Origin of the sequence: Microvirga lenta (genome assembly GCF_020532555.1) — a bacterium.
In the GTDB taxonomy this organism is placed as follows: domain Bacteria; phylum Pseudomonadota; class Alphaproteobacteria; order Rhizobiales; family Beijerinckiaceae; genus Microvirga; species Microvirga lenta.
The window spans coordinates 89,618-114,866 of record NZ_JAJBBR010000003.1 but is presented as its reverse complement, the minus strand read 5'-3'; the positions used below and the strand labels follow the sequence as shown (position 1 = coordinate 114,866).

General features: G+C 65.4%; 25 protein-coding genes. 11 read left to right on the top strand and 14 right to left on the bottom strand.

Annotated elements, in window-relative coordinates; all coding sequences use genetic code 11:
- Positions 1 to 209: 209 nt before the first annotated feature.
- Positions 210 to 1,316, top strand: a complete 1,107-nt coding sequence (gene leuB, locus LGR44_RS05690) for a 3-isopropylmalate dehydrogenase (RefSeq protein WP_226738175.1) — start codon at positions 210 to 212, stop codon at positions 1,314 to 1,316.
- Positions 1,317 to 1,367: 51 nt separating this feature from the next.
- On the opposite strand, the gene LGR44_RS05685 is transcribed toward leuB, so the two are convergent.
- A complete protein-coding gene (locus LGR44_RS05685; RefSeq protein ID WP_226738173.1) occupies positions 1,368 to 1,694 on the bottom strand; it encodes a hypothetical protein in 327 nt (108 codons plus the stop codon).
- A 113-nt stretch (positions 1,695 to 1,807) separates the two neighbouring features.
- On the opposite strand from LGR44_RS05685, the gene LGR44_RS05680 reads away from it, so the two are divergent.
- Positions 1,808 to 2,932: a sulfite oxidase gene (locus tag LGR44_RS05680; protein ID WP_226738171.1), complete on the top strand. Its 1,125-nt coding sequence runs from the start codon at positions 1,808 to 1,810 to the stop codon at positions 2,930 to 2,932.
- On the opposite strand, the gene LGR44_RS05675 is transcribed toward LGR44_RS05680, so the two are convergent.
- Positions 2,910 to 3,704 (bottom strand): hypothetical protein, encoded by a 795-nt coding sequence (locus LGR44_RS05675; protein WP_226738169.1) that lies wholly within the window; start codon positions 3,702 to 3,704, stop codon positions 2,910 to 2,912. The genes LGR44_RS05680 and LGR44_RS05675 overlap by 23 nt on opposite strands.
- A 135-nt stretch (positions 3,705 to 3,839) precedes the next feature.
- On the opposite strand from LGR44_RS05675, the gene LGR44_RS05670 reads away from it, so the two are divergent.
- Both LGR44_RS05670 and LGR44_RS05665 read left to right on the top strand, forming a co-directional pair.
- Entirely contained in the window at positions 3,840 to 4,007 is a 168-nt protein-coding gene (locus LGR44_RS05670) for a hypothetical protein (protein ID WP_226738167.1), read from the top strand.
- 237 nt (positions 4,008 to 4,244) lie between these two features.
- Positions 4,245 to 5,276 (top strand): aspartate-semialdehyde dehydrogenase, encoded by a 1,032-nt coding sequence (locus LGR44_RS05665; protein ID WP_226738165.1) that lies wholly within the window; start codon positions 4,245 to 4,247, stop codon positions 5,274 to 5,276.
- Positions 5,277 to 5,353: 77 nt separating this feature from the next.
- Here the strand turns inward: LGR44_RS05665 and LGR44_RS21925 are convergent, their stop codons facing one another.
- From LGR44_RS21925 to LGR44_RS05630, 6 genes are all read right to left on the bottom strand, one after another.
- Positions 5,354 to 8,824 carry a cadherin domain-containing protein gene (locus LGR44_RS21925; protein ID WP_319004814.1) on the bottom strand — a complete coding sequence of 1,157 codons (3,471 nt, stop codon included), beginning with the start codon at positions 8,822 to 8,824 and terminating at the stop codon, positions 5,354 to 5,356.
- Between the two features lie 218 nt (positions 8,825 to 9,042).
- Complete coding sequence (locus tag LGR44_RS05650; protein ID WP_226738162.1) at positions 9,043 to 9,708, bottom strand: carbonic anhydrase; 666 nt, start codon at positions 9,706 to 9,708, stop codon at positions 9,043 to 9,045.
- A gap of 97 nt (positions 9,709 to 9,805) precedes the next feature.
- On the bottom strand, positions 9,806 to 10,117 hold the full coding sequence (locus LGR44_RS05645) for a DUF190 domain-containing protein (RefSeq protein ID WP_226738160.1): 312 nt from the start codon (positions 10,115 to 10,117) through the stop codon (positions 9,806 to 9,808).
- 30 nt (positions 10,118 to 10,147) lie between these two features.
- Positions 10,148 to 11,131, bottom strand: coding sequence for a sodium-dependent bicarbonate transport family permease (locus LGR44_RS05640; protein ID WP_319004813.1), 984 nt, complete (start codon positions 11,129 to 11,131; stop codon positions 10,148 to 10,150).
- A gap of 12 nt (positions 11,132 to 11,143) precedes the next feature.
- The gene (locus LGR44_RS05635) at positions 11,144 to 12,082 is read right to left on the bottom strand and encodes a threonine/serine dehydratase (RefSeq protein ID WP_226738158.1); all 939 of its coding nucleotides are present in this window, start codon (positions 12,080 to 12,082) and stop codon (positions 11,144 to 11,146) included.
- Positions 12,082 to 12,816 (bottom strand): DUF429 domain-containing protein, encoded by a 735-nt coding sequence (locus LGR44_RS05630; RefSeq protein ID WP_226738156.1) that lies wholly within the window; start codon positions 12,814 to 12,816, stop codon positions 12,082 to 12,084. Before LGR44_RS05630 ends, LGR44_RS05635 begins: the two co-directional genes overlap by 1 nt.
- Positions 12,817 to 12,894: 78 nt before the next feature.
- Between LGR44_RS05630 and LGR44_RS05625 the strand changes: the two genes are divergently transcribed.
- Positions 12,895 to 13,782 carry an HpcH/HpaI aldolase/citrate lyase family protein gene (locus LGR44_RS05625; RefSeq protein ID WP_226738154.1) on the top strand — a complete coding sequence of 296 codons (888 nt, stop codon included), beginning with the start codon at positions 12,895 to 12,897 and terminating at the stop codon, positions 13,780 to 13,782.
- 130 nt (positions 13,783 to 13,912) lie between these two features.
- Here LGR44_RS05625 and LGR44_RS05620 read toward each other — a convergent pair whose 3' ends face one another.
- Positions 13,913 to 14,767, bottom strand: coding sequence for a helix-turn-helix transcriptional regulator (locus tag LGR44_RS05620; protein WP_226738153.1), 855 nt, complete (start codon positions 14,765 to 14,767; stop codon positions 13,913 to 13,915).
- Positions 14,768 to 14,832: 65 nt separating this feature from the next.
- On the opposite strand from LGR44_RS05620, the gene LGR44_RS05615 reads away from it, so the two are divergent.
- From LGR44_RS05615 to LGR44_RS05600, 4 genes are all read left to right on the top strand, one after another.
- Complete coding sequence (locus tag LGR44_RS05615; RefSeq protein WP_264196366.1) at positions 14,833 to 16,059, top strand: ABC transporter substrate-binding protein; 1,227 nt, start codon at positions 14,833 to 14,835, stop codon at positions 16,057 to 16,059.
- A 105-nt stretch (positions 16,060 to 16,164) separates the two neighbouring features.
- Entirely contained in the window at positions 16,165 to 17,037 is an 873-nt protein-coding gene (locus tag LGR44_RS05610) for a phosphoenolpyruvate hydrolase family protein (protein ID WP_226738149.1), read from the top strand.
- The gene (locus tag LGR44_RS05605) at positions 17,019 to 17,474 is read left to right on the top strand and encodes an SRPBCC family protein (RefSeq protein WP_226738147.1); all 456 of its coding nucleotides are present in this window, start codon (positions 17,019 to 17,021) and stop codon (positions 17,472 to 17,474) included. Before LGR44_RS05610 ends, LGR44_RS05605 begins: the two co-directional genes overlap by 19 nt.
- A complete protein-coding gene (locus LGR44_RS05600; RefSeq protein ID WP_226738145.1) occupies positions 17,471 to 18,703 on the top strand; it encodes a Tm-1-like ATP-binding domain-containing protein in 1,233 nt (410 codons plus the stop codon). The genes LGR44_RS05605 and LGR44_RS05600 overlap by 4 nt, the downstream gene beginning before the upstream one ends.
- Positions 18,704 to 18,764: 61 nt before the next feature.
- Here LGR44_RS05600 and LGR44_RS05595 read toward each other — a convergent pair whose 3' ends face one another.
- The 4 genes from LGR44_RS05595 to LGR44_RS05580 form a co-directional block, all read right to left on the bottom strand.
- Positions 18,765 to 19,742 carry an aldo/keto reductase gene (locus tag LGR44_RS05595; protein WP_226738142.1) on the bottom strand — a complete coding sequence of 326 codons (978 nt, stop codon included), beginning with the start codon at positions 19,740 to 19,742 and terminating at the stop codon, positions 18,765 to 18,767.
- 37 nt (positions 19,743 to 19,779) lie between these two features.
- Positions 19,780 to 21,075, bottom strand: coding sequence for a TRAP transporter large permease (locus LGR44_RS05590; RefSeq protein WP_226738140.1), 1,296 nt, complete (start codon positions 21,073 to 21,075; stop codon positions 19,780 to 19,782).
- Positions 21,072 to 21,575, bottom strand: a complete 504-nt coding sequence (locus tag LGR44_RS05585) for a TRAP transporter small permease (protein ID WP_226738138.1) — start codon at positions 21,573 to 21,575, stop codon at positions 21,072 to 21,074. The genes LGR44_RS05590 and LGR44_RS05585 overlap by 4 nt, the downstream gene beginning before the upstream one ends.
- Before the next feature lie 151 nt (positions 21,576 to 21,726).
- A complete protein-coding gene (locus LGR44_RS05580; RefSeq protein ID WP_226738136.1) occupies positions 21,727 to 22,728 on the bottom strand; it encodes a sialic acid TRAP transporter substrate-binding protein SiaP in 1,002 nt (333 codons plus the stop codon).
- A gap of 174 nt (positions 22,729 to 22,902) precedes the next feature.
- Here LGR44_RS05580 and LGR44_RS05575 point away from each other — a divergent pair, with 174 nt between their 5' ends.
- Positions 22,903 to 23,796, top strand: a complete 894-nt coding sequence (locus tag LGR44_RS05575; protein ID WP_377032127.1) for a dihydrodipicolinate synthase family protein — start codon at positions 22,903 to 22,905, stop codon at positions 23,794 to 23,796.
- Positions 23,797 to 23,808: 12 nt separating this feature from the next.
- A complete protein-coding gene (locus tag LGR44_RS05570) occupies positions 23,809 to 24,489 on the top strand; it encodes a GntR family transcriptional regulator (RefSeq protein WP_226738134.1) in 681 nt (226 codons plus the stop codon).
- Positions 24,490 to 24,546: 57 nt separating this feature from the next.
- Here LGR44_RS05570 and LGR44_RS05565 read toward each other — a convergent pair whose 3' ends face one another.
- Positions 24,547 to 25,206, bottom strand: a complete 660-nt coding sequence (locus LGR44_RS05565; protein ID WP_226738132.1) for a hypothetical protein — start codon at positions 25,204 to 25,206, stop codon at positions 24,547 to 24,549.
- Positions 25,207 to 25,249: the final 43 nt, after the last annotated feature.

The window sequence follows — 25,249 nt, the reverse complement described above, 5'->3', positions numbered from 1 at the left end:
CGCCTGGGGGGGGCTGGGGCTCTGGTCAAAACCCCCCCCCGGGGGGGCGGGCCCCGCCCCCCCCGCCCCGCCCCGGCCATGCGTCCTCCGCCTAACGGCCAAGGCGACAAGCGCTTGCCAAGCCTGGGCTCCCGCGCCTAAACCCGCGCATGGTCGCCCGGATGCGCTTCCGGGTTCCACGAGCCACTTCGAGCGAGGACACCCCCACCATGGCAACGCACAAGCTTCTCCTTCTCCCCGGCGACGGCATCGGCCCGGAGGTCATGCGCGAGGTCGAGAAGATCGTGGGCTGGTTCCGCAAGCGGGGCGTCGGCTTCGAGACCGAGACGGATCTCGTCGGCGGCTCGGCCTACGACGCCCACGGCGCGGCCATCTCGGAAGCCGCCATGGACAAGGCCCAGGAGGCCGATGCGGTGCTCTTCGGCGCGGTCGGCGGTCCCAAATGGGACAGCGTGCCTTACGCGGTGCGCCCCGAGGCGGGCCTGCTGCGCCTGCGCAAGGATCTCGGCCTCTTCGCCAATCTCCGCCCGGCCATCTGCTATCCGGCGCTGGCGGACGCCTCCTCGCTCAAGCGCGAGGTGGTCGAGGGCCTCGACATCATGATCGTGCGCGAGCTCACGGGCGGCGTCTATTTCGGTGAGCCGAAGGAGATCGTGACCCTGGAGGACGGCTCGCAGCGCGCCGTCGACACGCAGGTCTACACCACCATGGAGGTGGAGCGCATCGCCCGGGTCGCCTTCGACCTCGCCAGGAAGCGCCGCAACAAGGTCTCGTCGGCGGAAAAATTCAACGTGATGAAGACCGGCGTGTTCTGGCGCCAGGTCGTCACGCGCATCCACAAGGGGGAGTTCTCCGACGTGGAGCTCGAGCACGTGCTGGCCGACAACTGCGCCATGCAGCTCGTGCGCTATCCGAAGCAGTTCGACGTGATCGTCACCGACAACCTGTTCGGCGACATCCTGTCCGACATCGCCGCCATGCTCACCGGCTCGCTCGGCATGCTGCCCTCCGCCTCGCTCGGCGCGGAGGATCCCAAGACCGGCAGCCGCAAGGCGCTCTACGAGCCGGTGCACGGCTCCGCGCCGGACATCGCCGGCAAGGGCCTCGCCAACCCCGTCGCCATGATCGGCTCCTTCGGCATGGCCCTGCGCTATTCCTTCGGCCTGCTCGAAGAGGCGGACCGCCTCGACGACGCCATCGCCCGCGTGCTGGCCTCCGGCACCCGCACCAAGGATATCGCGGGCCCGGGCATGAACGCCGTCGGCACCCAGGATCTGGGCGACGCGATCATCAAGGAACTGGAAGCCCGCTCCTAAACCTACAACACTGCGCGAATGGAAAGCCCCGGATCGTCCGGGGCTTTTTCGTCAGCGGATCGACCCTGTCGTGTCGATATCCGCGAAAGGATTGCTCGCGCCCACGAAGGGGCCGTTGGTGATCGGATCGGGCAGAAGGCCCATGCCGAACTGGCCGCCGGCCGGCGCATAGGGCGGGCTGTTCAGATAGGACTGGACCTGCCCGTAGCCCGAGGCGCCCGGGCTGATCGAGTTCGGGGCCACGACGTTGCCCGGATCCAGGAAGCTGCGGGGCTGGACGCGCAGGACCAGCGGACGTTCGGTTTGCGCTTCGGCCGCGACCGAGAAAGCCGAGGCCGCAGCCAGCGAAGCCAAACCGATGACGGCGAAGCGGCGCATGTTCAATCTCCGAAAATGGCGCCCGCCACCACGACCGGCGGGCTGACAGAACAAGGCGCCTTCGATTATTTTGTTCCCACATTGACCTAGCGTCACAATGGGAGCCCTTGCCGATGATGGACCGCCCGCGCCACGACCTCCGGCTTCCCGGCAAGGATCGCCTGACCGTTCTGGGAGACACGCCCCTCGTGGCCGAGACGCCCGAGGAGCTTCTGGACGACGAGACGACCCCGGTCGAACGATTCTTCGTGCGCAACAACGGATTGCTGCCGCAGCCGGCGCCGGAGCCCGACGCGTGGCGGTTCACCGTGGACGGCGAGGTGGAGCGTCCGCTCGACCTCACCCTGGCCGAGCTGAAGAGCCGCTTTCCGGTCAAGACCTTCCGCATGGTGCTGGAATGCGGCGGCAACGGCCGCTCCTTCTACGAGCCTCCGGCGGAGGGCAATCCCTGGACGAATGGCGGCGTCGGCTGCGCCGAATGGACCGGCGTCTCCCTCGCGGACGTGCTGCGTGCGGCGGGGCTGAAGGAGACCGCGCTCCACACCGCCCATTACGGAGCCGATCCGGACAAGACCGGCAGCCACGCCACACCCTCCATCTCCCGTGGAATGCCCATCGCGAAGGCCCTGGAGGAGCACACGCTCCTGGCCTTCGCCATGAACGGCGAGCCGCTGCCCTTCCTGCATGGCGGGCCGCTGCGCCTCGTGGTGCCGGGCTGGCCGGGATCGTTGAGCCAGAAATGGCTCGAGCGCATCTGGATCCGCGACCGGGAGCACGACGGCCCAGGCATGACCGGCCTGTCCTACCGCCTGCCGGTCCATCCCGTCGCCCCGGGCTCCGACGTGAAAGGCGTGGCGCTGCGCGTGCTCGAATCGATGCCCGTGCGCAGCATCGTCACGGCGCCCGCCGACCAGAGCCGTCTTCCTCCGGGCACCCGGCAGGTCGAGGTGCGCGGCGCGGCCTGGGCGGGCGACGGCCAAGTGGCGCGGGTGGACCTTTCCCTCGACGGCGGCGCGACCTGGATCGCAGCGGCGCTCAAGCCCCAGCGCAACCGCTTCGACTGGGTGCGCTGGAGCGCGGCGCTGACCCTGCCGGGGGACGGCTATTACGAGATCGTCGCCCGCGCAACCGATGCCGAGGGCCGCGCCCAGCCGTTCCGGGCCGCGGGCTGGAACCCGAACGGCTACGGCTGCAACGTCATGCACCGGGTCGCGGTTACGGTCGGCCCGGATTCCTGACGCCGAGGGAGGCGGTCCGCGCTCCGGGACCGCAGGTCTGCGCCCGCTGGGCCTCGGCCCGGGCGAAGATCGCCTTCAGGGAAGGATCGTCTGTTCGCAGGAGAGACACCTTGTCGATGAGGCAGGCCAGCTGCGCCTCGTCCACGGCCTGTTCACCGCCGCCGCAAAGCCAGCCCTGAAAGGCGAAATTCGCCTCCGGGTCCGCAAAGCGGAAAGCCTGGCATTCCTGCTCGGAGGCGCCCGCCAGGGTCACGGCGGCGGCCTCGACCGGCCCGAATTTCGTGGGAACGAGACGGCTCTGGGCGTCGCGGGTCACGGACAGGCCCGCCTCGGCCGCCCGGCGCACGATGTCGACGAAGAAGCTGCGGGACGGTTCGGTGAAGCCCTGGACGACGCTGATGCGCCCGTGTCCCGCCTCGCCGAAGCCGCCCAGGACCAGCGTGTCCTCGCGGCCGCCGCTCACATGCTCGCGCGCCTGGACGCGGAGGGGAAGGGTGTCCTGGTCGATGCCGTAGAGGGGAGGGGAGGCCGAGATCGGCCGCCACTGGGGCGGGGGCGCGATCAGGACGGAGGCGGGAATCGCCCCGATGGGCCGTGGGGCCTCGGTCTTCTCCTGGTTCTGCGCCAGATAGACCAGGACGCCGATGCTCAGGCCGGACAGGAGGATGGTCCGCAGCCAGGGCAGGGGCCTGCGCACACGCCGGGGCGAGCGCTCGTCCCAATCGTCGGGCGCGTCGTCCTCGTCCCAATCGTCGATGATGGCCTGTCGCATGGTGCTGTGATCGAACCTGCACGTCGGGGTCTAACCGCATGTTCTACAGTAGCGCTTGCGAATGTTCGAAAGCTTTCGCTAAGCAACGTAAACGGAAGGTTAAGAACCGACGGCACGCTACCCATGAGCACCCCCATGACCCCGCCCCTGATCCGCCTTGCGGAACCGGCCGATGCGCCCGCCGTCGCGGCGCTGATCCGGGGCCGGGGAGGCGACCACGCCTGTGCCCTGGGCGTCGGCCGCTTCGACCTTTCGGCCGGCGTGCCTGCGGCGGAAATCCCTTGTGGCGAAGAGATCGCTTGACGAAATCCGGTCTTTGGTGTGTTGCTGACAACCCAAGCCCGGCGACCCGGGTCTTCGGATGGACGATGGCAATGACGCTGCTCAACACCACGACGAGCAAAACGAAAACCGTCACGACGGCCGTGAAAACGGCCGAGTAGCCTCGTCGTCCCCGGTCCTCTCTCCCGTCGGGGCGAGAGGCGACACCCCGATCGAGGGTTCCTATATACCGGGGAGAGCGACAACAGGAGAAGTCCAATGGGTTACAAGGTGGCCGTCGTCGGCGCGACAGGCAATGTGGGCCGCGAGATGCTCGACATCCTCGCCGAGCGGGCCTTTCCGGCCGACGAGGTGGTGGCGCTGGCCTCGCGCCGGAGTCAGGGAACGGAAATTTCCTTCGGCGACAAGACGCTGAAGGCGAAGACCCTCGACACATACGATTTCTCCGACATCGATCTGTGCCTCATGTCCGCCGGCGGCGAGATCTCGAAGGAATGGTCGCCCAGGATCGCGGCCCAGGGCGCGGTGGTGATCGATAATTCCTCCGCCTGGCGCTACGACGCCGACGTGCCGCTGGTGGTGCCGGAGGTGAACGCGGAAGCCGTCCGCGAGATGAAGAAGGGCATCATCGCCAACCCGAACTGCTCCACGGCGCAGCTCGTGGTGGCGCTCAAGCCGCTCCACGACCATGCCACCATCAGGCGCGTCGTCGTCTCGACCTACCAGTCCGTGTCCGGCGCGGGCAAGGACGGCATGGACGAGCTCGACCGCCAGACCAAGGCGCTCTACTCGCTGCAGGACGTGCAGGAGAAGAAGTTTCCTAAGCGCATCGCCTTCAACCTGATCCCCCATATCGACGTGTTCATGGAGGACGGGTTCACGAAGGAAGAGTGGAAGATGATGGCGGAGACCAAGAAGATCCTGGATCCCAAGATCAAGCTCACCGCCACCTGCGTGCGCGTGCCGGTCTTCATCGGCCATTCGGAGGCCGTGAACGTGGAGTTCGAGAAGCCGATCACCGCCGACGAGGCCCGCGAGATCCTGCGCTCCGCGCCGGGCGTGGTCGTGATCGACAAGCGCGAGCCCGGCGGCTACATCACGCCCCACGAGGCGGCCGGCGAGGACGCCACCTACATCTCCCGCATCCGCGAGGACATCACCGTCGAGAACGGCATCGCCTTCTGGTGCGTCTCCGACAACCTGCGCAAGGGCGCGGCCCTCAACGCGGTGCAGATCGCCGAGGCGATGGTGAACCGCGGCCTGCTCCCTGCCAAGAAGCAAGCGGCGTAAGCCTCACGTTCCTTCAAAGCGAAAGGCCGGGAATGGAGCCCATTCCCGGCCTTTTTCATGTCGCGACGTGGAAGCCGTCAGATGAAGAAGAAGTCCTTGTGGGTGAGGGTCTCGCCCTCCTTCTTCTGGAGCTTGAAGCTGGCGATCTCCACCATGGCCTTGCGGCCCGAGCCGTCCACGTCCCAGTACAGCTTCTTGCCCTTGAGGATGAAGAAGTCGTCCTTGTCCGTGGCCTTGCTGCCCTTCTTGAAGTAGCTCGCCTTGAGCTTGGCCGGCTTGTCGAGCGAGGCGTTCTTTTTCTTCAGGTACTTGGCGATGGTCTTGTTGGTGAAGGCCGCATCGTCGAAGAACAGGCTGTCGTACTTGGAGCCGAAGTCGTAGATCTTGTCCTTGTTCCGGTTGGCCACGCTCTTGCTGGTGAGCTTGGTGTCGAACACGAAGGCATCCTTGCTGGTCTTGCCCTTGCCGCCGTAGAGCTTGTCCTTGCCCGCGCCGCCGCCGATGGTGTCGTGGCCGCCGCCGCCGGAGAGCCGGTCGTCGAGGGCGCCGCCGAAGAACACGTCGTGATCGGCCGAACCGGCGGTGACCTCCGGGTTCACGTCGGTGACGTTGATCACGAGATCCTGGTCGACGATGTGGGTGCCGTCGCTGACCCGAACCTTGATCTTGTGCGAGGCCGCCTGCTCGAAGTCGAGCTTGAAGCCGTTCTCGACCAGGATCTGATTGCCGTTGGCGAGGGTGAAGCGCCCGCCCGCATTGTCGAGGAGCTGATAGGTGAGCGCGCCGGGAGCCTCATCCACTGCCGAGAGCGTGCCGACCAGGGAACCGGCCGCCGCATATTCCGCCGCTACGGTGCCGGTTAGGACAGGAGCCGATAGAGCATTGTTGACGGGCGTCTGGTTCACGTTCGTCACCCGCACCGTCACGGTTTGGGTGTCGGAGGCCGAACCGTCCGAGGCGACCACTGTGAGAGTGTAGTCCGTGTCCTGGTCAACAGCCAGGCGCTCGGCGTTCGCCACGCTGATCGCGCCGGTGTCCTCGTTGATCGAGAACAGACCGTCGTAGGTGCCGTTGGTGCCGCCCAGCGAATAGGTCAGCGCCTGCCCGTCCGGATCCGACGCCGTGGTCGAGGCGATGACGCCCGCCCCGGCATTCTCCGCCACCACGACCTTGCCGGCGTGGTCGCCCGTGCCGCCCGTGCCGTTCTCCGAGGCCTCCACCGCCGCGATGTCAGGCGCCCGGTTCACGTTGTTGACGGTGATCCGCACGGTGCCGTTCGCAGTGGCCTCGCCGTCCGAGGCGATGAGTTCGTAATCGACCGGCTCGTCGGCCGTAACCTCGATGTTCTGATTGACCTGGATCTGGTTGCCCAACACGATCTTGAACCGCTCGTCGGCGCTGATCAGGCCGTTCGAACCCGCAAGTGCGTCGGCGAAGGTGTAGGTCACCGTTTCGCCCTCATCGTCCGTCCGGGTGAGCGTCGCCACGCTTGCGCCCTCCGGGGAGCGCTCGTCGATGCTGAAGCTGCCCGATGGCTCATCCGGCGGGGCGTTGCCGCCGGTCGCAACGTTCCGGACCGTGATGGTGACGCCGCCGTCGGTGGTCAGTTTGCCGTCGGAGGCGCGCACTGCATAGGTGACGGTGTCGTCCTCGTCCACGCCGAACGGTTGATTCACCAGGATCTGGTTGCCGACGATCTTGAAGCGGCTGTCGGCGCTCACCGTTCCGCCGCCCTCGAAGGTGTAGGTCACCGTCTCGCCGTCCGCGTCCTTTTCGGCCAGGTTCGCCACCACCGTGCCGGCCGCCTTGCCCTCGTTGACGACGAAGCTGCCGGCCGGGGCCGCGGGCGCTTGGTTCTCCAGCGAGAGCGTGCCGTTGCTGAACTGCACCAACTCGATGTTGCGCAAGAGGTCCGTGCCGTCCTCGTCTGCCCGCTTGTCGACGATCGTGACGCTGCCGTCCTGGTTTCGGATGACGGTGTAGTCGGAGATCGCGCCGGAGAAGAGGGCCTTGTCCTGGCCCGCGCCGCCGTCCAGCGTGTCGTCGCCCTTTCCGCCTTGCAGCACATTGCTGCCCGAATTGCCCGTGAGCGTGTTGGCGCCTTCGCTGCCGGTGCCGTCAAGGTTGCCGGTGCCCGTGAGCTGCAGGTGCTCGACATGGGCGCCGAGCGTAAAGCTCACCGAAGCGCGGACGGTGTCGGTTCCGTCGTCCGCCGCTTCCTGCACCACGTCGCCGCCATCGTCGACGATATAGATGTCGCTGCCCTCGCCGCCGATCAGGGTATCTGCGCCGGCGCCGCCGTCGAGGCGGTTGTCGCCGTCATTGCCGGTGATCGCGTTGGCGAGCTCGTTGCCCGTGCCGTCGAGCCGTTCCGTACCAGTAAGGACGAGATTTTCGACGTTGACCCCGAGGGTGTAGGAAATCGTGGTCCTGACGGTGTCGGTTCCTTGGTCCGCAGCTTCCGTCACGACGTCGCCCGCATTGTCGATAACGTAGGTGTCGTCGCCGAAACCGCCTGCCATCTGGTCCGCGCCCTCGCCGCCATCCAGGAGATCGTCGCCGCGAAACAGGAGATCGCCGTCTCCGGTGAGTATGTCGTCTCCGCTATGGCCGAAGAGGCTGTCACTTCCGTCGCCACCGACGAAGTTATCGCTGCCGTTACCCCCGTGATCTGTATCGTTGCCTCTTTCGAGTGAGACGAGGCCCGTCACGACACCTCCGCGGCCATCATAGAGGTCGGCACCGTTGCCGAACTGCAGGTTGCCCTCCATGCGTCCGGTGTTGAACACTTGGTCGCGTCCCGAACCGCCCTTGAAGGCAGTAGCCCCGATGATGGTCCCGGAATTCGTCAGGGTCGATTGCTCATCGTGCCCACTGAACAAATCGACGGCGATGGTTCCCCCCTGGATCAAACCCGAATTCACCACCCGCATCGGCCCTTGCCCAATGATTCCGATGGTCCCGCCGATGATGTCGCCGTCGTTGAAGACGCCGTATTGGGAAGGGTCGACGGCCGATGCACGAACATCGCTGCCGGTCAGTGTGTTTGCCAGGTTGAGGTCAATTGCAGCATAGGTGCCTGAAATGACACCTCTGTTGACGATCTGGTTCTGATATCCCTCAAGCCCTGCGCGAATGCCGTAGAAGCCTGTGATCATTCCGGTGTTGATGACAGAATTGCCGCCGAAATTCTGGAAAACGCCTGAATTGAGAATTCCGCCTGCCAGATCGCCGGTATCGGAGGCGCGGATCTGACCTGCATTTGTCAGGGTATTGTCTCTGCCGCTGAGATGAACGCCGGCCGTATGACTGTCGATGACGCCGGAGGCGGAGACGCGGACGGAACTTCCATCGTGTGCAAAGACAATGCCGGTGTCGGCTGCATAGACCGAGCCGTCGATCCTGGCATGGCTTGCCGAGTTTCCGGTGTTGCTGATGCCGTTTGCGTCTTCTGTAAGAATCGAGCCGGTCGAAGTGACCACCACATTCGGGTCATCGTCCGAGGCAATGACCTCGGTCGTGACCACCGTCGAAATATATTGCGTCATCTGAGATGCCCCTCACGTTCAGTAAGAGGCAATCGGTAACATTATATAATACCAATCAACACCTGATGTTGTCTGGCAGTTAATAAGGACGTTGCATCAGCACATTCATTCCCAGCCAAACATGTTCCGGCAGGCCTGCGGCCTAGACCATACGGCCTAGACCGGCCCCATGCGGCACCTTGCCGCCGGCGATGGGTCGTCGTCCGCCCGGGCGCCCATCAGCTGCACCGGATCATCGACACCTTCTCTGGTATGTCCGCCACCGCCGGCTCGTAGGCGCCGGTCTCCGGGTTGCGCACCATCAGCACGCCCGAAGCGACCCCGAAGAAGGCGCCGTGGAGCTGGAGCTTGCCGCGCTCGACCAGGATCCGCACGCAGGGGAAGGTCATCAGGTTGTTGAGGCTGTTCTCGATGGCGGCGAGTTCGAGCTTCGCCACGTAGTCGTCGAGGCTCTCCCGGCGCGGGCCGAGGCGCTCGGCGGCGGGGGCGATCAGGGTCATCCAGCGGCCGATGAAGTCGCCAGGCGACAGGGGGGCGGTGTCGTCCGCGAAGGCGCGGATGCCGCCGCAGCGGGCATGGCCCATCACCACGATGTGCTTCACGCGCAGCGCCTGCACGGCGAATTCCAGGGCCGCCGAGGTGCCGTGATACTCGCCGCCCGTCTCGTAGGGCGGCACGAGGTTGGCCACGTTGCGCACCACGAAGAGCTCCCCCGGGCTGGCGTCGAAGATCACCTCCGGCGAGACCCGGCTGTCGCAGCAGCTGATCACCATCACCTCGGGGGACTGGCCCTGCTCGGCCAACGCTTCGTAACGGGATTTCTCGCGCGCGAAGCGATCGTCGAGGAAGGCGCGGTAGCCTTCGGTCAGGCGCGATGGAAACATGGGAGACGCTCCTTCGGGTCGCAGACGGTTTCGGTCGGCGCGATTGATAGGTCATCCGGCCCGGCAGCGCCAGACCTGCCGCCACCGGCCAGCGATGTCAGAAATGCTCGGCGCGGATCACCTGGACGTCGGAGACGGCGACGATGCCGATCTGGCGCGACACCACCGCGTAGACCTCCTCCAGCACCGGGTCGAGCCGCGTCGGGTCGGTGATGCAGACCACCATCACCATGCGGCCCGCGTCGCCTGCCAGGCCCTCGCTGCTCCAGGGGCCGTCATGCCCCCGGCCTGCCAGGGCCGGGACCACCGTGTAGCCGGTGACCTGGGCCCGGTCGAGCCGGTCCAGGAGGCGCCGGAGGACCGGGAACTCGACGACGATCTCGACGCGCTTCTTGAGGTGGGTCTGCATGGAACGGCTGCGCTCTTGAGGGTGAAGCCCCTATCCTGCCACGAGCCCGGCCAGGGCCATATAGAGCGGGATGCCGAGGGACAGGTTGAACGGAAAGGTCACGCCCAGGGACAGGGTGAGATAGATCGCGGGCTTCGCCTCGGGAAGGGCGAGGCGCATGGCGGCCGGCACGGCGATGTAGGAGGCCGAGGCCGCAAGGGTGATGAACAGGGCCGCGCCGCCCGGCGACAGGCCCAGCGGAAGGGCCGCCAGGGTCGCGAGCGCCGCGCTCAGCAGGGGCATGACGATGCCGAAGCCGAGAACGGGCGGGGAGAGGTGCCGGGCCCCCTCCCGCATGCCGCGTCCCGCCACCAGGCCCATGTCGAGCAGGAACAGGCAGAGCACGCCCCGGAACGGATCGACGATGAAGGGGGCGATCATCCCCAGGCCCTTCTGGCCCGTGGCCCAGCCGATGAGGAACGACCCCACCAGCATCACTACGGAGCCGTTGAGGCCGACCTCGTGCAGGAGCGAGCCGAGGCTGCCACCGTTCCCGCCGCTCCGCTCCTGGCCCTTCCGGGCGAGGAGCAGGGCCGACAGAATGGCGGGCGTCTCCATCACGGCCGCGACGGCGACGAGATAGCCCTCGAAAGGGATGTTCTGCCCGCGCACGACCTCGGTCGCCGCGATGAAGGTGACGATGGAGATCGAGCCGTAATGCGCCGCCACCGCCGCCGCGTCTACCCGGGACAGGCGGGAAACGGCGCGCAGGATCAGGAAGCCGATGACCGGGATCGCGAAGGAGAGCGCGATGCCCATGAGCACCACGCCGACCATGCGCGCCGTGACGCCGCTGGCGGCGATCTCCGCGCCGCCCTTGAAGCCGATGGACAGCATCAGGTAGAGCGCGAGCGTCTTCGCGACGGCTTCCGGCACCGTCAGGTCCGAGCGCGCCAGGGCCGCCGCGAGCCCCAGCGCGAAGAACAGCACCATCGGCGAGAGCAGGTTCTGGGCAGCGAGTTCGAGCAGGCTCACGGGAGTCGGGCCTCAGGGAACGAGTTCGGAGAGGCGCTGGAGCTCGACGTTGGCGCCGCACAGGAGCACGCCGACCCGCTCGCCCGGGGCCGGCCTGTAGGCGCCCGAGACGAGGGCCGCCAGTGCCGCAGCCCCGCCGGGCTCCGTGGCGATGCGCCAGTCGCGCCAGAGCAGCCTCTGCGCCTCGCGGATCGCCGGATCCTCGACCAGGGCCACGTGGTCCACCGTCTCACGGCAGATCGCGTAGACGAGATCGCCCGTGTTGCGGGCGCCCAGGGAATCGGCCGCGACCGAATCCACGTCCACGTCGACCGGGCGTCCGGCCTCCAGCGCCGCGTGGAGCGCGCGCGAGCCCTTGGGTTCGACGCCCACCACCTTCACGCGGCCATTCCACCAGCTTCCAATGCCGCTGATGAGACCGCCGCCGCCGACCGCGACCAGCACCGTGTCGAGGGGAGGGGCGTCCTCCTCCCATTCGAGGCCGGCGGTGCCCTGGCCCGCAATGGTCGTCTCGGCCCCGAAGGGGTGGACCCGCAGCGCCCCGCTCTCGGCCACGTAGAGGTCGCAGGCCTCCTGCGCGTCCGCATAGCGCGCGCCGCCGATCACTACCTCGGCCCCATGCGAGCGGATGACGGCGATTTTCGCGGGGCTCGAGATTTCCGGCACGAAGATGCGCGCCTTCATGCCGAGCCGCTTTGCCGCATAGGCTACCGCGGCGCCGTGGTTGCCGCCCGAGGCGGCCGCCACCCCCGCCTCCGTCACCTTCTGGCTCAGCAGGGTGTTGAACGCGCCACGGGTCTTGAACGAGCCCGCATGCTGCAGGAATTCGAGCTTCAGGCTGACCGGGCCGTCATGGCCGAAGGCGCCGCGCAGCGTCCAGGACGGCGTGCGGCGGATATGGGAGGCGATGCGGGAATGGGCGGCTTGGATGTCGGAGCGGGAGATGAGCATCAGTTGCGAAGGGTCCAGATGGCGACGGGCAGGCCGTGGGCATCACGGCCGGGCGGATCGGGAAAAGGTTGTCCCCCACCTCTCGCGATGTCGAGGGCCACGGTCAAGCCCGCAAGCGCATCGAGCAGGTCGTCCGGGCCGGCACCCGGGGGAGCTTTCGCGCCGATCAGGTCCGTGGGAAGCCCGGCTCCGGCCAGGAGCGAGCGCCGCAGGGCGAGGCCCGGCTCATGGGGCCGGCTCTTGACCTTCTTCGGCTCTTGAAGCGCCTTCCGGCCGTTCAGCGCCCAGAAGGCGAGCTCGGGATGCACCTCGAAGATCCGCGGAACGAGATCGGGGCGCGCCTGGAGCAGTGCGTCGATCTCGCGGATCCTGGGGAAGAGGTTGAAGCCCTGCCGCGAGACCTTCCGCGGCGGCTCCGATGTAGCGAGGGCAAGGGCGCAGGCCTCGCCGTAATCCGGCGCGAAGACGGCCCGCCGCGACGGAATGGCGAAGACCGAGGATTGCCGCTCGCCGAGGAGCGGGCGCACGAGCTGCTCGGGCACCCGGCCCGAGCCCTCCGTCCGCTCCGGCAGTCCGATGGGCATGTCAACGGCCACGACCTGCGGCTTCTCCGGCCCGTCGAGGATGTCCGCAAGCGCCGGAGCGAGACGCAGAACGCACGAGGACGGTTCGTCGGGGATCATGAGAGCCGCGATCCAGCCTGCCCGGCATCCGTCCACACCGGCAACCCACATGAAGCGGCCTCCTCGATTTCGTTTGATGCGGCACGACCGGGGCCCTTAAATCGCAGGCTACCGCACGAGAGGGAAGCCATGACTCCGATCCGCCCGCGCCGCAGCGCGCTCTACATGCCGGGCTCCAACGCCCGGGCGCTGGAAAAGGCCAGAACCCTGCCGGCCGACACGGTGATCATCGACCTGGAGGACGCGGTGGCGCCGGACCTGAAGGCGGCGGCCCGCGAGCAGGCCTGCAATGCCGTCCGGCAGGGCGGCTACGGCGCGCGCGAGGTGGTGATCCGCATCAACGCCCTCGATACCCCCTGGGGCGAGAACGACCTGGCGGCCGCGGCCCAGGCGGCGCCGGATGCGGTGCTGGTGCCGAAGGTCTCCTCGCCCGAGGCATTGGTGGCCGTCGGCATCCGCCTGCGCCGGCACGGGGCGCCGGAGCGCACGCGGGTCTGGGCCATGATCGAGACGCCGCTCGCGGTCCTGAAGGCCGAGGACATCGCCAGCGCCGCCCTCGACGTGGATACGCGTCTGTCCTGCTTCGTTCTCGGCACCAACGATCTCGCCAAGGAAACCCGCGCCCGCCTCCTGCCCGGCCGCGCCGCCATGATGCCTTGGCTCATGCAGGTGCTTGCCGCTGCTCGCGCCTACGGCATCGATGTGCTGGACGGGGTCTACAACGATCTTTCCGATGAAACCGGTTTCAGGGCCGAATGCGAGCAGGGACGCGATTGCGGCTTCGACGGCAAGAGCGTCATCCACCCCGGCCAGATCGCCGTCGCCAACGAGGTCTTCGCGCCGTCGCCGGACGAGGTGGAGACGGCCCGCGCCCTCATCGCCGCCTTCGAGCGGCCCGAGAACGCGGACAAGGGCGCTCTCGCCATCGGGGGCCGCATGGTCGAGCGGCTTCATGCGGAGATGGCGAGGCGGGTGCTGGGGCTGGCGGAGGCCATCGAGGCGCGGGGGCGGAGCTAGAGCCGATTCCATTTGCATGGAATCGGCTCTCTTCCTCGTCGTGCCGCGCTTTTGACGGCGAGCCGGATCCACTTCGCCGAGAAACGCTCCAGGCACAAGGCAAACCGCAGGAAGAATCGGGTCGGGAATCCTATGAGGCGGTTATGCGATTCTTGTGTTTGCGGAACTGCGACGGCCTGATGCCCGTGATCTGCTGAAACTTGTTCGAGAAGGCGAACGGGTTCTCATAGCCGACCTGGTTCGCGATCAGCTCGATTTTCACGTCCGTCGTCGCCAGGAGATGGGCCGCGTGCTGGATCCTCAGGACCGCAAGTTGCTGGATCGGGCTCCGTCCGAGGCTCCGGTGGCACAGCCGGCGCAGGTGCTCGCCACTCATGCTTGCCAGGTCGGCGAGCTCGCCCAGCGTCCAGTCTCGCGAGAGGTCCTGCTGGACGACGCTCCAGAGCGACAATAGCCGCTTTTCCCGGCGCCACGGCTCCATGAACAGGTCGACGTAGCGCTCGATGAGATCGATCCAGAGACCGCACGTGCCGATATCGCGAGCGCCTTCCACTTCATGAACGAGCCCCATGATCGCGTGCCGGAGCGGCTCCGGGTCGAAGCGCGCCATAAGCGGAGCGACCGCGCTGATCATCGAGAAGGGCGACGAAGGCGTGAAGCGCACCCAGCAATATTGCCACCGCCTCGACGGAATGGCGTGAAAGGCGTGCAGAACGTGGGCCGGAGCGAAAGTCGTCATCCCCACTCGATGCGGTCGCCAGCGGCCGTCGAGCAACATTCGTCCTTCGCCGCCGAGCGATCCGTGCAGATAGGCGCCGCTGAGCTTCGTCCTGACGATGCGATAGGGCGTGGCCGCGTCGCCGACCCCGACATGCGCGATGTGCCGTTGGCGGAGAAGCGGGCAGGTATCGTCGCGTACGATCCACTGTTGCGTCTTGGCGCCGACAATGTGTGTTTCGAGTAGCTTCTCGTGCGCTACGACCATGGCTTCCGTGTTCTTCGACTGCCAAACTTCCGCTCAAGATAACAAAAATCATCATGGAGGAAACGATGGCCGTAAGTCTCAAAAGCATCCTTTTGACGTCAGTACTTCTGCCGCTGGCAGTAACGCCTGCAACAGCACAATCGAACGCCGTTTCCGACGACGTGGTCAGGATCGGCGTGCTGACGGATATGAGCGGCGTCTATTCCGACTTGGCCGGAAAGGGTGCCGTCGAAGCCGTGAAAATGGCAGCGGAAGATTTCGGAGGGAAAGTTCTTGGCAAACCCATCGACGTCATCTTCGCCGATCATCAGAATAAGCCGGATGTCGGCTCCGCGACTGCTCGCCAATGGTTCGACACGGGCGGCGTTGATCTGATCGCCGACCTTTCCAATTCTGCCGTTGCACTCTCGGTCGCGACCCTCGCGAAGGAGCGGAAGCGTCATATCATCGTGAACGGCTCGTCGAACATGGGCATCACGAACCAGGTGTGCTCGCCCTACGCGGTGCATTACGCATATGACGCCTACTCGCTCGCTCACGGCACCGGCAAGGCCGTCGTCGAGCAGGGCGGCGATACCTGGTTCTTCCTCACGGTCGATTTCGCGTTCGGTATCGGGCTCGAGCAACAGGTTTCCGAGGTCGTTCGGGAAGCCGGAGGGCGTGTGCTCGGGTCCGCGAGGCATCCGCTCGGCACGACGGATTTTTCGTCCTTCGTTCTGCAAGCGCAGACATCCAAGGCGAAGATCGTCGGCATTGCCTCGACCGGCGGCGACGCGATCAACGCGATCAAGGCCGCCGCGGAGTTCGGGATCACGAAGGATCAGGACCTCGCTGCTCTTCTGTTGTGGGTCAACGACGTCCACGCGATCGGCCTCGAGACCGCGCAGGGGCTTCTGCTCACGAATGCCTGGTACTGGGACATGAACGACGAAACGAGGTCCTTCGCCAAGCGCTACTTCGACCGTGTGGGCAACATGCCCAACATGAGCCAGGCGGCAGACTATTCGTCGACAATGCACTACCTGAAAGCCGTGCAGGCGGCCGGCACGGACGATCCGGACGCCGTCTCGGCCAAGATGCGGGAAATGCCCATCAACGACTTCTTCGCCAAGGACAGCAAGATCCGCGTCGATGGCCGCATGGTCCACGACATGTATCTCTGGAGGGTCAAGGCTCCTTCCGAGTCGAAGTATCCTTGGGACTATCTCAAGCTGGTCGACACGATTCCGGCCGAACGGGCTTTCCAGCCTCTCGATCAGAGCAAGTGCTATCTTGTGAATAAATCCGGCTGATTACCATGCCGCGCTCCGGCTCAACCGAAGCGCGGCATCTCCGACAGCCTCTCGCCTCGAAAGGAGGTGAGGGCGTGATCCAGTTACTCATTCCCAGGAAAGAATATGGCTCGGTTTGAGCGAAGAACCTTGGTCGAACGCTTCCAGGACATGGTCCGGAGAGGCGAGCCCATCATCGGCGGCGGAGCCGGCACCGGAATTTCCGCAAAATGCGAAGAGGCGGGAGGGATCGATCTCATCATCGTCTATAATTCCGGGCGGTACCGCATGGCCGGACGCGCCTCCTCGGCGGGTCTGCTCGCCTATGGCAACGCGAACCAGATCGTCAAGGAAATGGCCGGCGAGATCCTCCCCGTCGTCCGGCACACGCCCGTCATCGCAGGCGTGAACGGGACCGACCCCTTCGCCATCATGCCGGTGCTCCTGAGGGAGCTCAAGGAAATGGGCTTCTCGGGCGTTCAGAACTTTCCCACCGTCGGGATCATCGACGGTACCTTTCGGGTCAGCCTGGAGGAGACCGGAATCCAGTTCGCATCGGAAATCGACATGATCCGCCAGGCTCACGAACTCGATCTCCTCACGACCCCTTATGTCTTCAGCGCCGACGAGGCTGTCGAGATGGCCAAGGCCGGTGCCGATCTGATCGTGCCGCACATGGGCGTCACGGTTGGAGGGACGATCGGAGCAACGACCTCGAAGACGCTTGAGCAATCCGTCGCACTGATCGACGAGTGGGCCGAGGCCGCTCGGAAGGTCCGCAAGGACGTCATCGTGATCGCGCATGGCGGCCCCATCGCGACTCCCGAGGATGTCGTCTATGTCCTCGAGAACAGCGAGCACTGCAACGGCTTCTACGGCGCCAGCAGCATGGAGCGCCTGCCGACCGAAATCGCCCTCACGGAGCACATTCGCACGTTCAAGAACCTTTCCATGGAAATTGGCCAGAGGGAGAAGGCTGCATGCCCCGCGTCTACGTGAGCGCAGTGATGGACGTCACGATTGATGAGGCGTGGAACGTGCTGCGCGATTTCAACGCCCTGCCGGTATACCATCGCTTCTTCAAGGACAGTCATATCGAGAACGATTGGCCGGCCGACAGGATCGGCTGTGTCCGAAACTTCAGGACGAAAGAGGGGGACGACTACATCCGCGAGCAGCTCCTGAGCCTGTCGGATCGCGAACACCTTTGCTGCTACACCATCATCGCGGCATCGATTCCCCTGTGGAACTACGTATCCGAGATGCGGCTTCGCCCGGTGACGGAAAGCCGGCAGACCTTTGGAGAATGGTGGGCTGAATTCGATACCCCGCCCGAGCAGGAGGAAGACCTCGTGGGACGGGTGACGGACACGTTCCGCTTTGCCTTCGAGGGCGCTGCGGAAGTGGCCAAAGCGAGGCGTCGCGGTGCTTCATGACGACCGTTCCGAGCAAAGGAAAGGCCTATATCGTCGGCACGTTCGATACGAAGGCTGAGGAACTCCGCTATGTCGGAGCCCTGCTGCGGGGTGCAGGGATCCCGACGGTCCTGGTGGATGTCGGGACCAAATCGTCCTCGGCGGATGCCGACGTCCCGGCCGAGACGGTCGCCTCTCATCATCCGGACGGGGTCGATGCCGTCTTTCGGGCAGGTGAGCGCGGCATCGCGGTCGATGCGATGAGAGATGCGCTTCAAGCCTTTATGCGGACTTGCACGGATGTCGGCGGGATCATCGGTCTCGGGGGGTCCGGCGGCACCGCCATCATCACGCCGACGATGCAGCGCCTCCCGATCGGCATGCCGAAGGTCATGGTGTCGACACTGGCATCGGGCGACATTTCGCGCTTCATCGGCGTCAGCGACATCATCATGATGTTCCCGGTCACCGATATCGCGGGACTGAACCGGGTGTCCCGCGTCGTCCTCGGCAATGCGGCCCATGCGCTCGCCGGAATGATGGTAAGGGACATTCCTGAGACCGGTGACGACAAACCGTCTATCGGGATCAGCATGTTCGGCGTGACCACGCCCTGCGTCCAGCAATTGACGGCCTCCCTCTCCGGCACCTTCGACTGTCAGGTGTTTCATGCCAACGGCCCGGGAGGGCGGGCGCTGGAGGCGCTCACGGCGTCCGGCCTGTTCCGGGGGGTCGTGGACGTCACGACCACCGAAGCTGCCGACTACCTCTTCGGAGGCGTATGCAGCGCCGGGCCGGACCGTTTCGAGGCCGTTGCTCGTGCGGACGTGCCGTGGGTCGGTTCGTGCGGCGCATTGGACATGGTCAATTTCTGGGCCATGGATACTGTCCCGGAACGCTATCGCGGACGCCTCCTCCACTCGCACAACGCCCATGTCACGCTGATGCGGACATCCGCGGACGAAATGGTAGCCATCGGCGAATGGCTGGCGGGGAAGCTGAACCGGTCCCGAGCTCCGGTGCGCCTCCTGATCCCGGAGGGGGGATTGTCCATGCTCGATGCCCCAGGGCAGCCATTCTTCGATCCCGCCGCGAATGAGGCGCTGTTCGCGAGTCTCGAGCGGAGTTTCCAGGCATCGGAGACGCACCGGATCGTTCGTGTCCCCCACCACATCAACGATCCGGCTTTCGTCGAGGAACTCGTCCAGCACGTTCATGACGTGATGGGTGACCGGCCTTCGTCGGGCTGACACGCATGGTTGCAGCGGGAGCCCGACGATCCGGCCGCAGCGACCTCGTGCCTGGCAATGATCATCCCGGATTGTATTGGCGGTTCGCTTCCGGATCCTCGGTGGAGAACGGGAGCGACGCCAGTTCCTCCCACATCGCGTCGGGGATCGGCCAGCACGCCCATTCGATGGTCTGCTCGACCCGCTCAGGCTTGCTGACCCCGCAGATGGTGGACGTGATCCGCTCGTCGCGCATCGAGAACTGCAAGGCGGCCGCGCCCGGGGGAACGCCGTGCCTGGCGCAGATGGCCTCGATCCGCCGGACAGGGTCCAGCACCTCTTCCGAGGCTTCCTGGTAGACGTAGCGTGGATAGGCGCTCGATCCTTTCGCAAGGACGCCGCCGGCGTAGGGGGCCGCGTTCAGGACCGCAATGCCCCTCGATCGGGCGAAGTCGATCATGGCGTCGGCATTGCGGTTGGTCAGGGTGAAGCGGTTATGGGTGATCAGCACGTCGAAATCCCAATCCCGCAGGAGCGGCATCATGATGTCGACGGAGCCTGCCGCAAGGCCGACGGCCTTCACCAGTCCCTCCTCCTTCATTCGGAACAGTTCCGGTAGAGCGCCCTTCGGGCCGCAAGTGCCTTCCAGGGAATCCGCGTGTTCCGGATCATGCAGATGCAGAATGTCGATGCGTTCGAGACCGAGCGCCTTCAGGCTCTCGTCGAGGGATCGCCTCGCCTGGGCGGCATCGAAGCGGTTCGTCTGCGGGTCGCGGTCCAGCTTGGTCGACACGACGAATCCCTGAGGGAGCCCGCCGCGCTGGCGGATGACGTCGCCAATCCGCTCTTCGCTGCGTCCCATCCCGTAGATGCGGGACGTATCCAGAAAGTTCGCCGGGCCGCGGAAGATGGCCGTGATCGTATCCCGCGCTCTTTCCTCGTCGACGCCATAGCCATAGGTGCCCGGCATGTCTCCCAGGGAGGAGGTGCCGAAGCAGATCTTCGAGACGGAAAGATTCGTGCGTCCCAGCAGGGTCGTCGGGATTGTCTCGGCAGGCATGCGAAGATTCCGTTCGTTGTGGACAGGCCGGTCCGGCCTATCCGTTGTATCCGAAGTAGCGCGGCAACCAGAGCACGACATCCGGCACGAAGATCATCAGCAGGAGAGCCGCGATCAGGATGCCGATGAAGGCCCAGATCTCGCGAATGATGTCGCGCAGGGAAATACCGGTCAGGCCGCTCATGACGAAGAGCAGAACGCCGTAGGGGGGCGTGATCATCCCGATCATGATGTTCACGACGATCACGATGCCGAAATGCACCAGATCGATGCCGAGCGCCCGGGCCGCCGGCAGGAACAGCGGTACGAGAACGAGGAGCATGGTCGTGGCGTCGAAGAGGCACCCGAGCAGAAGGAAGAGCAGATTGACCAGGAGAAGAAAGACGAGCGGCGATACGTCGAGATCCCCGAGAAGCCGGCCGATCTGCTCGGGAAGACGCTCCGAGGCGACGATGTAGTTGAGGATCAGGGCGCCCGCGATGAGAAGCGCCACCGCGCTGGTCGCCTTGCTGGAATCGACCAGGACGCTGAACGCCTCCTTCCACGAGAGCTCGCGGTAGAAGAACACCGCGAGAGCGAGGGCGTAGGCTGCCGCGATGGCGGCGGCTTCCGTGGGCGTGGTCGCTCCGCCATAGATGCAGGAGAGCAGGATGACTGGCATGAGGAGCGCCGGGAAGGCCCGATAGGTCGTGCGCGGCAATTCGCTGAGCGGAATGCCTTCCCCCCGGGGGAAGTTTCGCCTGCGGGCCACGAAGCCCACCAAGGCCATCTGGGACAGCCCCATGACGAGGCCGGGAATGATCCCGCCGAGAAATAGGTAGCCCACCGACGTGTCGGAGACCACCGCATAGATCACCATCGGGATCGATGGAGGGATGATGGGCCCGATGGTTGCCGAGGAGGCCGCCACCGAGACCGCGAATCCCGGCGGAATGCGCCCCTGCTTGATCATCATCTGGGTGACGAGCTTTCCAGGCCCGGCCGCATCCGCAATGGCCGATCCCGACATGCCCGAAAAGATGATGCTGACGAGAATGTCGACCTGCGCCAGACCGCCCCGGAAGCGCCCGACGAGGGCCTGACAGAACATGAAGAGCCGGTCGGACACCCCGCTCGCATTCATGATGTTGGCGGCGAGAATGAACAGCGGCACCGCGAGCAGCACGAAGGAATCGTAGAGGCCATTCAGGATCTGCTCCCCGAACAGCCCCACGTCCCGGCCCGTCACGATCAGATAGCCGATGGAGGCGACGAACATCGCGAATGCGACCGGCATTCCCAGAACGGCCAGACCGAAGAAGACGACGAGGGTGAGGATAAAGACCGTGCTCACGGCTCGATCTCCCCCTCGCGTCGGAGCTCATCTCCCCAGGAGCGCCCCAGAAGGCGCCGGACACGGACCACGGCACCGATGACCACCGCGACCGCGAACACGACGAAGATGGAGTAGAGGAGATCGAAGCGGATCCCGATGACCGGGCTCCTCTCGATTTCCATGAAGGAAACGTAGTCGAACGTTCCCGGAATGGCTGCAACGAATGCGATCCCGATCAGGATCGTTAGCGCAACCGCGAGCCAGCGCCTCCGCGCGGGAGGCAGCGACATGAAGACCATGTCGAAGGTGATGTGCTCCCGCTCGCGCAGCAGGAACGCCCCGCACCAGAAGATGATCCAGATATATGCGATCAGCACGAATTCCTGGGTCCACGCGACCGGGTCGTTGAGGACGTACCGGGTGAACACCTGGAGCAGGAACGCTGCGAACATGGCCACGAACAGGAGCACGGAGACCAGTTCGGCAAGGAAGCGGAGACGGGCGCGAACAGATTGCATCGAAGCTCCCGGGGTGAGCGCCGTGAAGAAGCGGCAGCCCAAGGCGGCGGCGCTCAAGAAAGCGCTCGATTGAGAAGCGTGGAATTCCGAGCGGATGCTTCGGCACAGACGGAGGCCGGCCGGAGCATCCGCTCGACAGGGGATGACCGGCTTACTTGATCGCGTTCACGCGATCGACCATGCCCTTCGGCCAGGACTTCGACAGATCGGATTCGAGGTAGGCCTTCTGCACCTGCTGACGGAAGGCTTCCACGTCGGGCTTGTAGACCTTCAATCCTTGCGACTTGAAGAAGTCGGCAAGCTGGGCCTCCTCCTTGATGCGGTTCTCGTTGTTGAAGCGCACGGCGGCCTTGGCGGCACCCATGACCGCGGCCTTCTGCTTGTCGTCGAGCTTGTCCCAGGTGGAGCCGGCCAGCGAGAGGAAGATCGCGTCCACCAGATGGTCGGTGAGGGCGATCTGCTTCGTGACCTCGTAGAACTTGGCCGCCCGGACCGTGGGGAGCGGGTTGTCCTGGCCGTCGATGGCGCCCGTCTGCAGCGCGGTGTAGATTTCGCCGAACGCGACCGGGAGCGGATTGGCTCCGAGCGCCTTGCCGAGAAAGAGCCAGGTATCCGACCCGGGCATGCGGAGCTTCACGCCCGCGAGATCGGCCGGCGTCTTGACTTCCTTCTCGGTCCTCAGGTTGAGCTGACGGGTGCCGAGATATCCCACGCTGAGGATCTTGATCCTCATCTTGTCCTCGACGAGGCCGTACATTTCCTTGCCGATGTCGCTCTCGAAGACCTTCGCCTGGTGCTCGGGATCCCGCAGCAGGTAACCGGCCGTGAAGATGGACCATTCCGGAATCTGCTTGGCGATGTCGAAGGCGGAGATCATCGCCATCTCGAGGTTGCCGCGCTGCATGGCCGCGGGCTCGGTGCCTTGCTTGAAGAGAGTTCCGTTCAGATGGATCTCGACGTCGAACTGGCCCGGAGCCGCCTTCTCCAGTTCCTCCTTGAACACAGGCAGCATCTTGGCGTGCCAGTCCGCCTCCACGGCGGGTGTCGAGATGCGAAGCTTGATGGGGTCGGCGGCCATGGCCGGCGTCAGGCCGGCGATGGCGGCGGCCGCGACCGTTCCCATGAACAGGCGCCGTGAAAGCGAAGCGAGCATTGGTGTCCTCCCGACGGTGATTGACTGTTTCAGAGCATTATCGAAGTCGCTCTTGTTTCCCATACTGCACCCGTCATCGCGGACTTGTAAACATCTGACATGTGACTAACATGTCAGTTCCCATATCAGTGCTCCGAGGCTTTGCAGCCTTGGGCGAAACCGAGGACTCTCCCCGTGACCCTGCCCGCCGGCCGCTTCGGCCTCTCCGCTGCGATGACCACTCCCTTCCACGAGAGCGGAGCCCTCGACCTCCCGCGGCTGGCAGATCACGCCCGCTGGTGTCTTGCCAGCGGGTGCGCAAGCGTTACGGTGTTCGGCACGACCGGCGAAGGCGTCTCCGTGGGGACGTCGGGTCGCGAGCAGGTTCTGGGCGCGCTCGCTGCTGCCGGCATAGAGGGCGAGGGCGTGGTCTATTGCATTGCCGCTTCATCGATCCACGAGGCCGTGGTGCAGGGGCGCATGGCGGCGGAGTTCGGCTGCACAGGCCTTCTGCTGACACCGCCCTTCTACTTCAAGGGCGTCAGCGACGACGGCGTCTTCTCCTGGATTGCCGCAGTCCTGCAGAAGCTCGGGTCGGCCGCCCGCAACATCATTCTCTACAATATCCCCTCGGTCACCCAGGTTTCGCTCTCGGTTGAACTCATCGAGCGGATCAAGCGCGAATTCCCAGGCGCGATCGCGGGCGTGAAGGATTCGTCCGGGAACTGGGAGTACACGCAGCGGCTTCTCGCGGCCCACGGCGATCTCGCGATCCTGATCGGGGACGAGCGCTATCTCGCCGAAGGCGTGCGCCGCGGCGGCCAGGGCGCCATTTCGGGCCTGGCGAATATCTGCCCGGAGGCTCTTCGCCCCCTCGCCATGGACGGGCAAGACGATCAGCGAATCAACCGGCTCGTGGACGAAGTGCTGAAGTATCCGGTGGTGCCTGCGGTGAAGGCCCTCCTGGCCCGCCGGACGGGCGACAAGGCCTGGCTGAACGTGCGCGCTCCGCTGGTTCGCCTGCCGGCGGCGGATGTCGGACGGCTCGGCGGCTTCTACGACGATCTCTTCACGGACAAGGCAGCTTAGCGAGAAACCAGGATGGACGAAGCCACTGCAGGCCGGGACGGGCCAAACCTTCGGGAGAAGGCCTATGACCGCTTCACCCACCATCTCCTTGCCCGCGACATCCGTCCGGGCCAGTTCGTGTCCCAGCGCCAGCTCATGGAATTGACGGGGCTCTCCCTCGCCGCCATCCGTGAGCTGGTCCCCCGGCTCGAATCGGAAGGCCTCATCAGGACCGTGCCCCAGCGGGGCATGCAGATCGCCCATGTGGACCTGAACCTGATCCGGGACGCGTTCCAGTTCCGGCTCTTCATGGAACGGGAGGCCGTGGCGATCTTCACGGCAGAGGCGAGCGACGCGGCCCTTGCGCGCCTGCGGCAGGATCATGAGAGCATCGTTGCCGAAGCGGCAGTTCACGAGGAAAGCATCACGCCCGATCTCGTCGCCCGTGCTCAGGCGGTCGACTGGGACCTGCACTGGACGATCATCGCGTTCCTCGGCAACGCGATCATTGCCGATGCCTACCGGGTGAACTCGATCAAGGTGCGGCTCATCCGGCAGGAGCAGACCCTTCTGTCCGAGGCTCTCATCATGCCTGTGATGCGGGAGCACCTCGCCGTCATCGAGGCGATCGAGACCCGCGACCCTGCCAAAGCCGTTGCGGCCATCGACGCGCATATCAACAGCGCGAAGAGCCGGGCTCTCGGTCTGCGGTAAGCTGAGAAGGATGTGACCAGCCGACATCCGTCGGCCGTCTCTCGCAAGGAACTGCCGTCACAGATCCGCTTCGACGTCGTCGCGAAGCTTCTCCCGCTTGCGGCGGGATCGGATTTGCCGCGTCCCGACCTCGTGTCCTCTCAGGAGCAACTGGTCCCGGCGCCTGATCAGGTCGAACCGGCGGACCGCCCCGGCCAGGAGATCGTCGGAGCCATGCACCGCAATCACCTTCATCTCGAAGGCGACGAGGTCTTCCAGGCCGTCCGGAGCAGCGCCGCCCGGCAGCTCCCCGTTCCTTCGAAGCACCGGCTCGACAAGGCTCTGAAAGGATCCGATGTCGACGAACTCTCCCGCCTGCAGCGGTCCTTGACGGGTCGCGAGCTTCGTGTCCGAACGGCCCTCCTGCAGCTCGGTGACCGGGCAGCTCCAGCGCCCTTGGCTCGTCTCGACGGTGGCGATGAGACTCTCGATATAGATCGCCTCTGCGCTCATGTTGCTGATCAGACACCGGGCCTCGAGCCCGGACCCGGCGCCCCGGTTGACCAGGATGCTCGGCCTTTTCTGGCGGCGATAGCTGCTGACGAAAACCTGCAGATAGGCGATCCAGACGAACAGCATCGCGATGTTCGCCGCCACGCCGAGCACCTGATGATTACGCGCGATCCAGTCCCACATGCTCGTTTCCTCGTGGATGGCCTGTCCGGCCGTCAGCGGCAAGATTCCTCTGCTGCGGTCCGACGCGGCGCAAGGCCGGACTGAT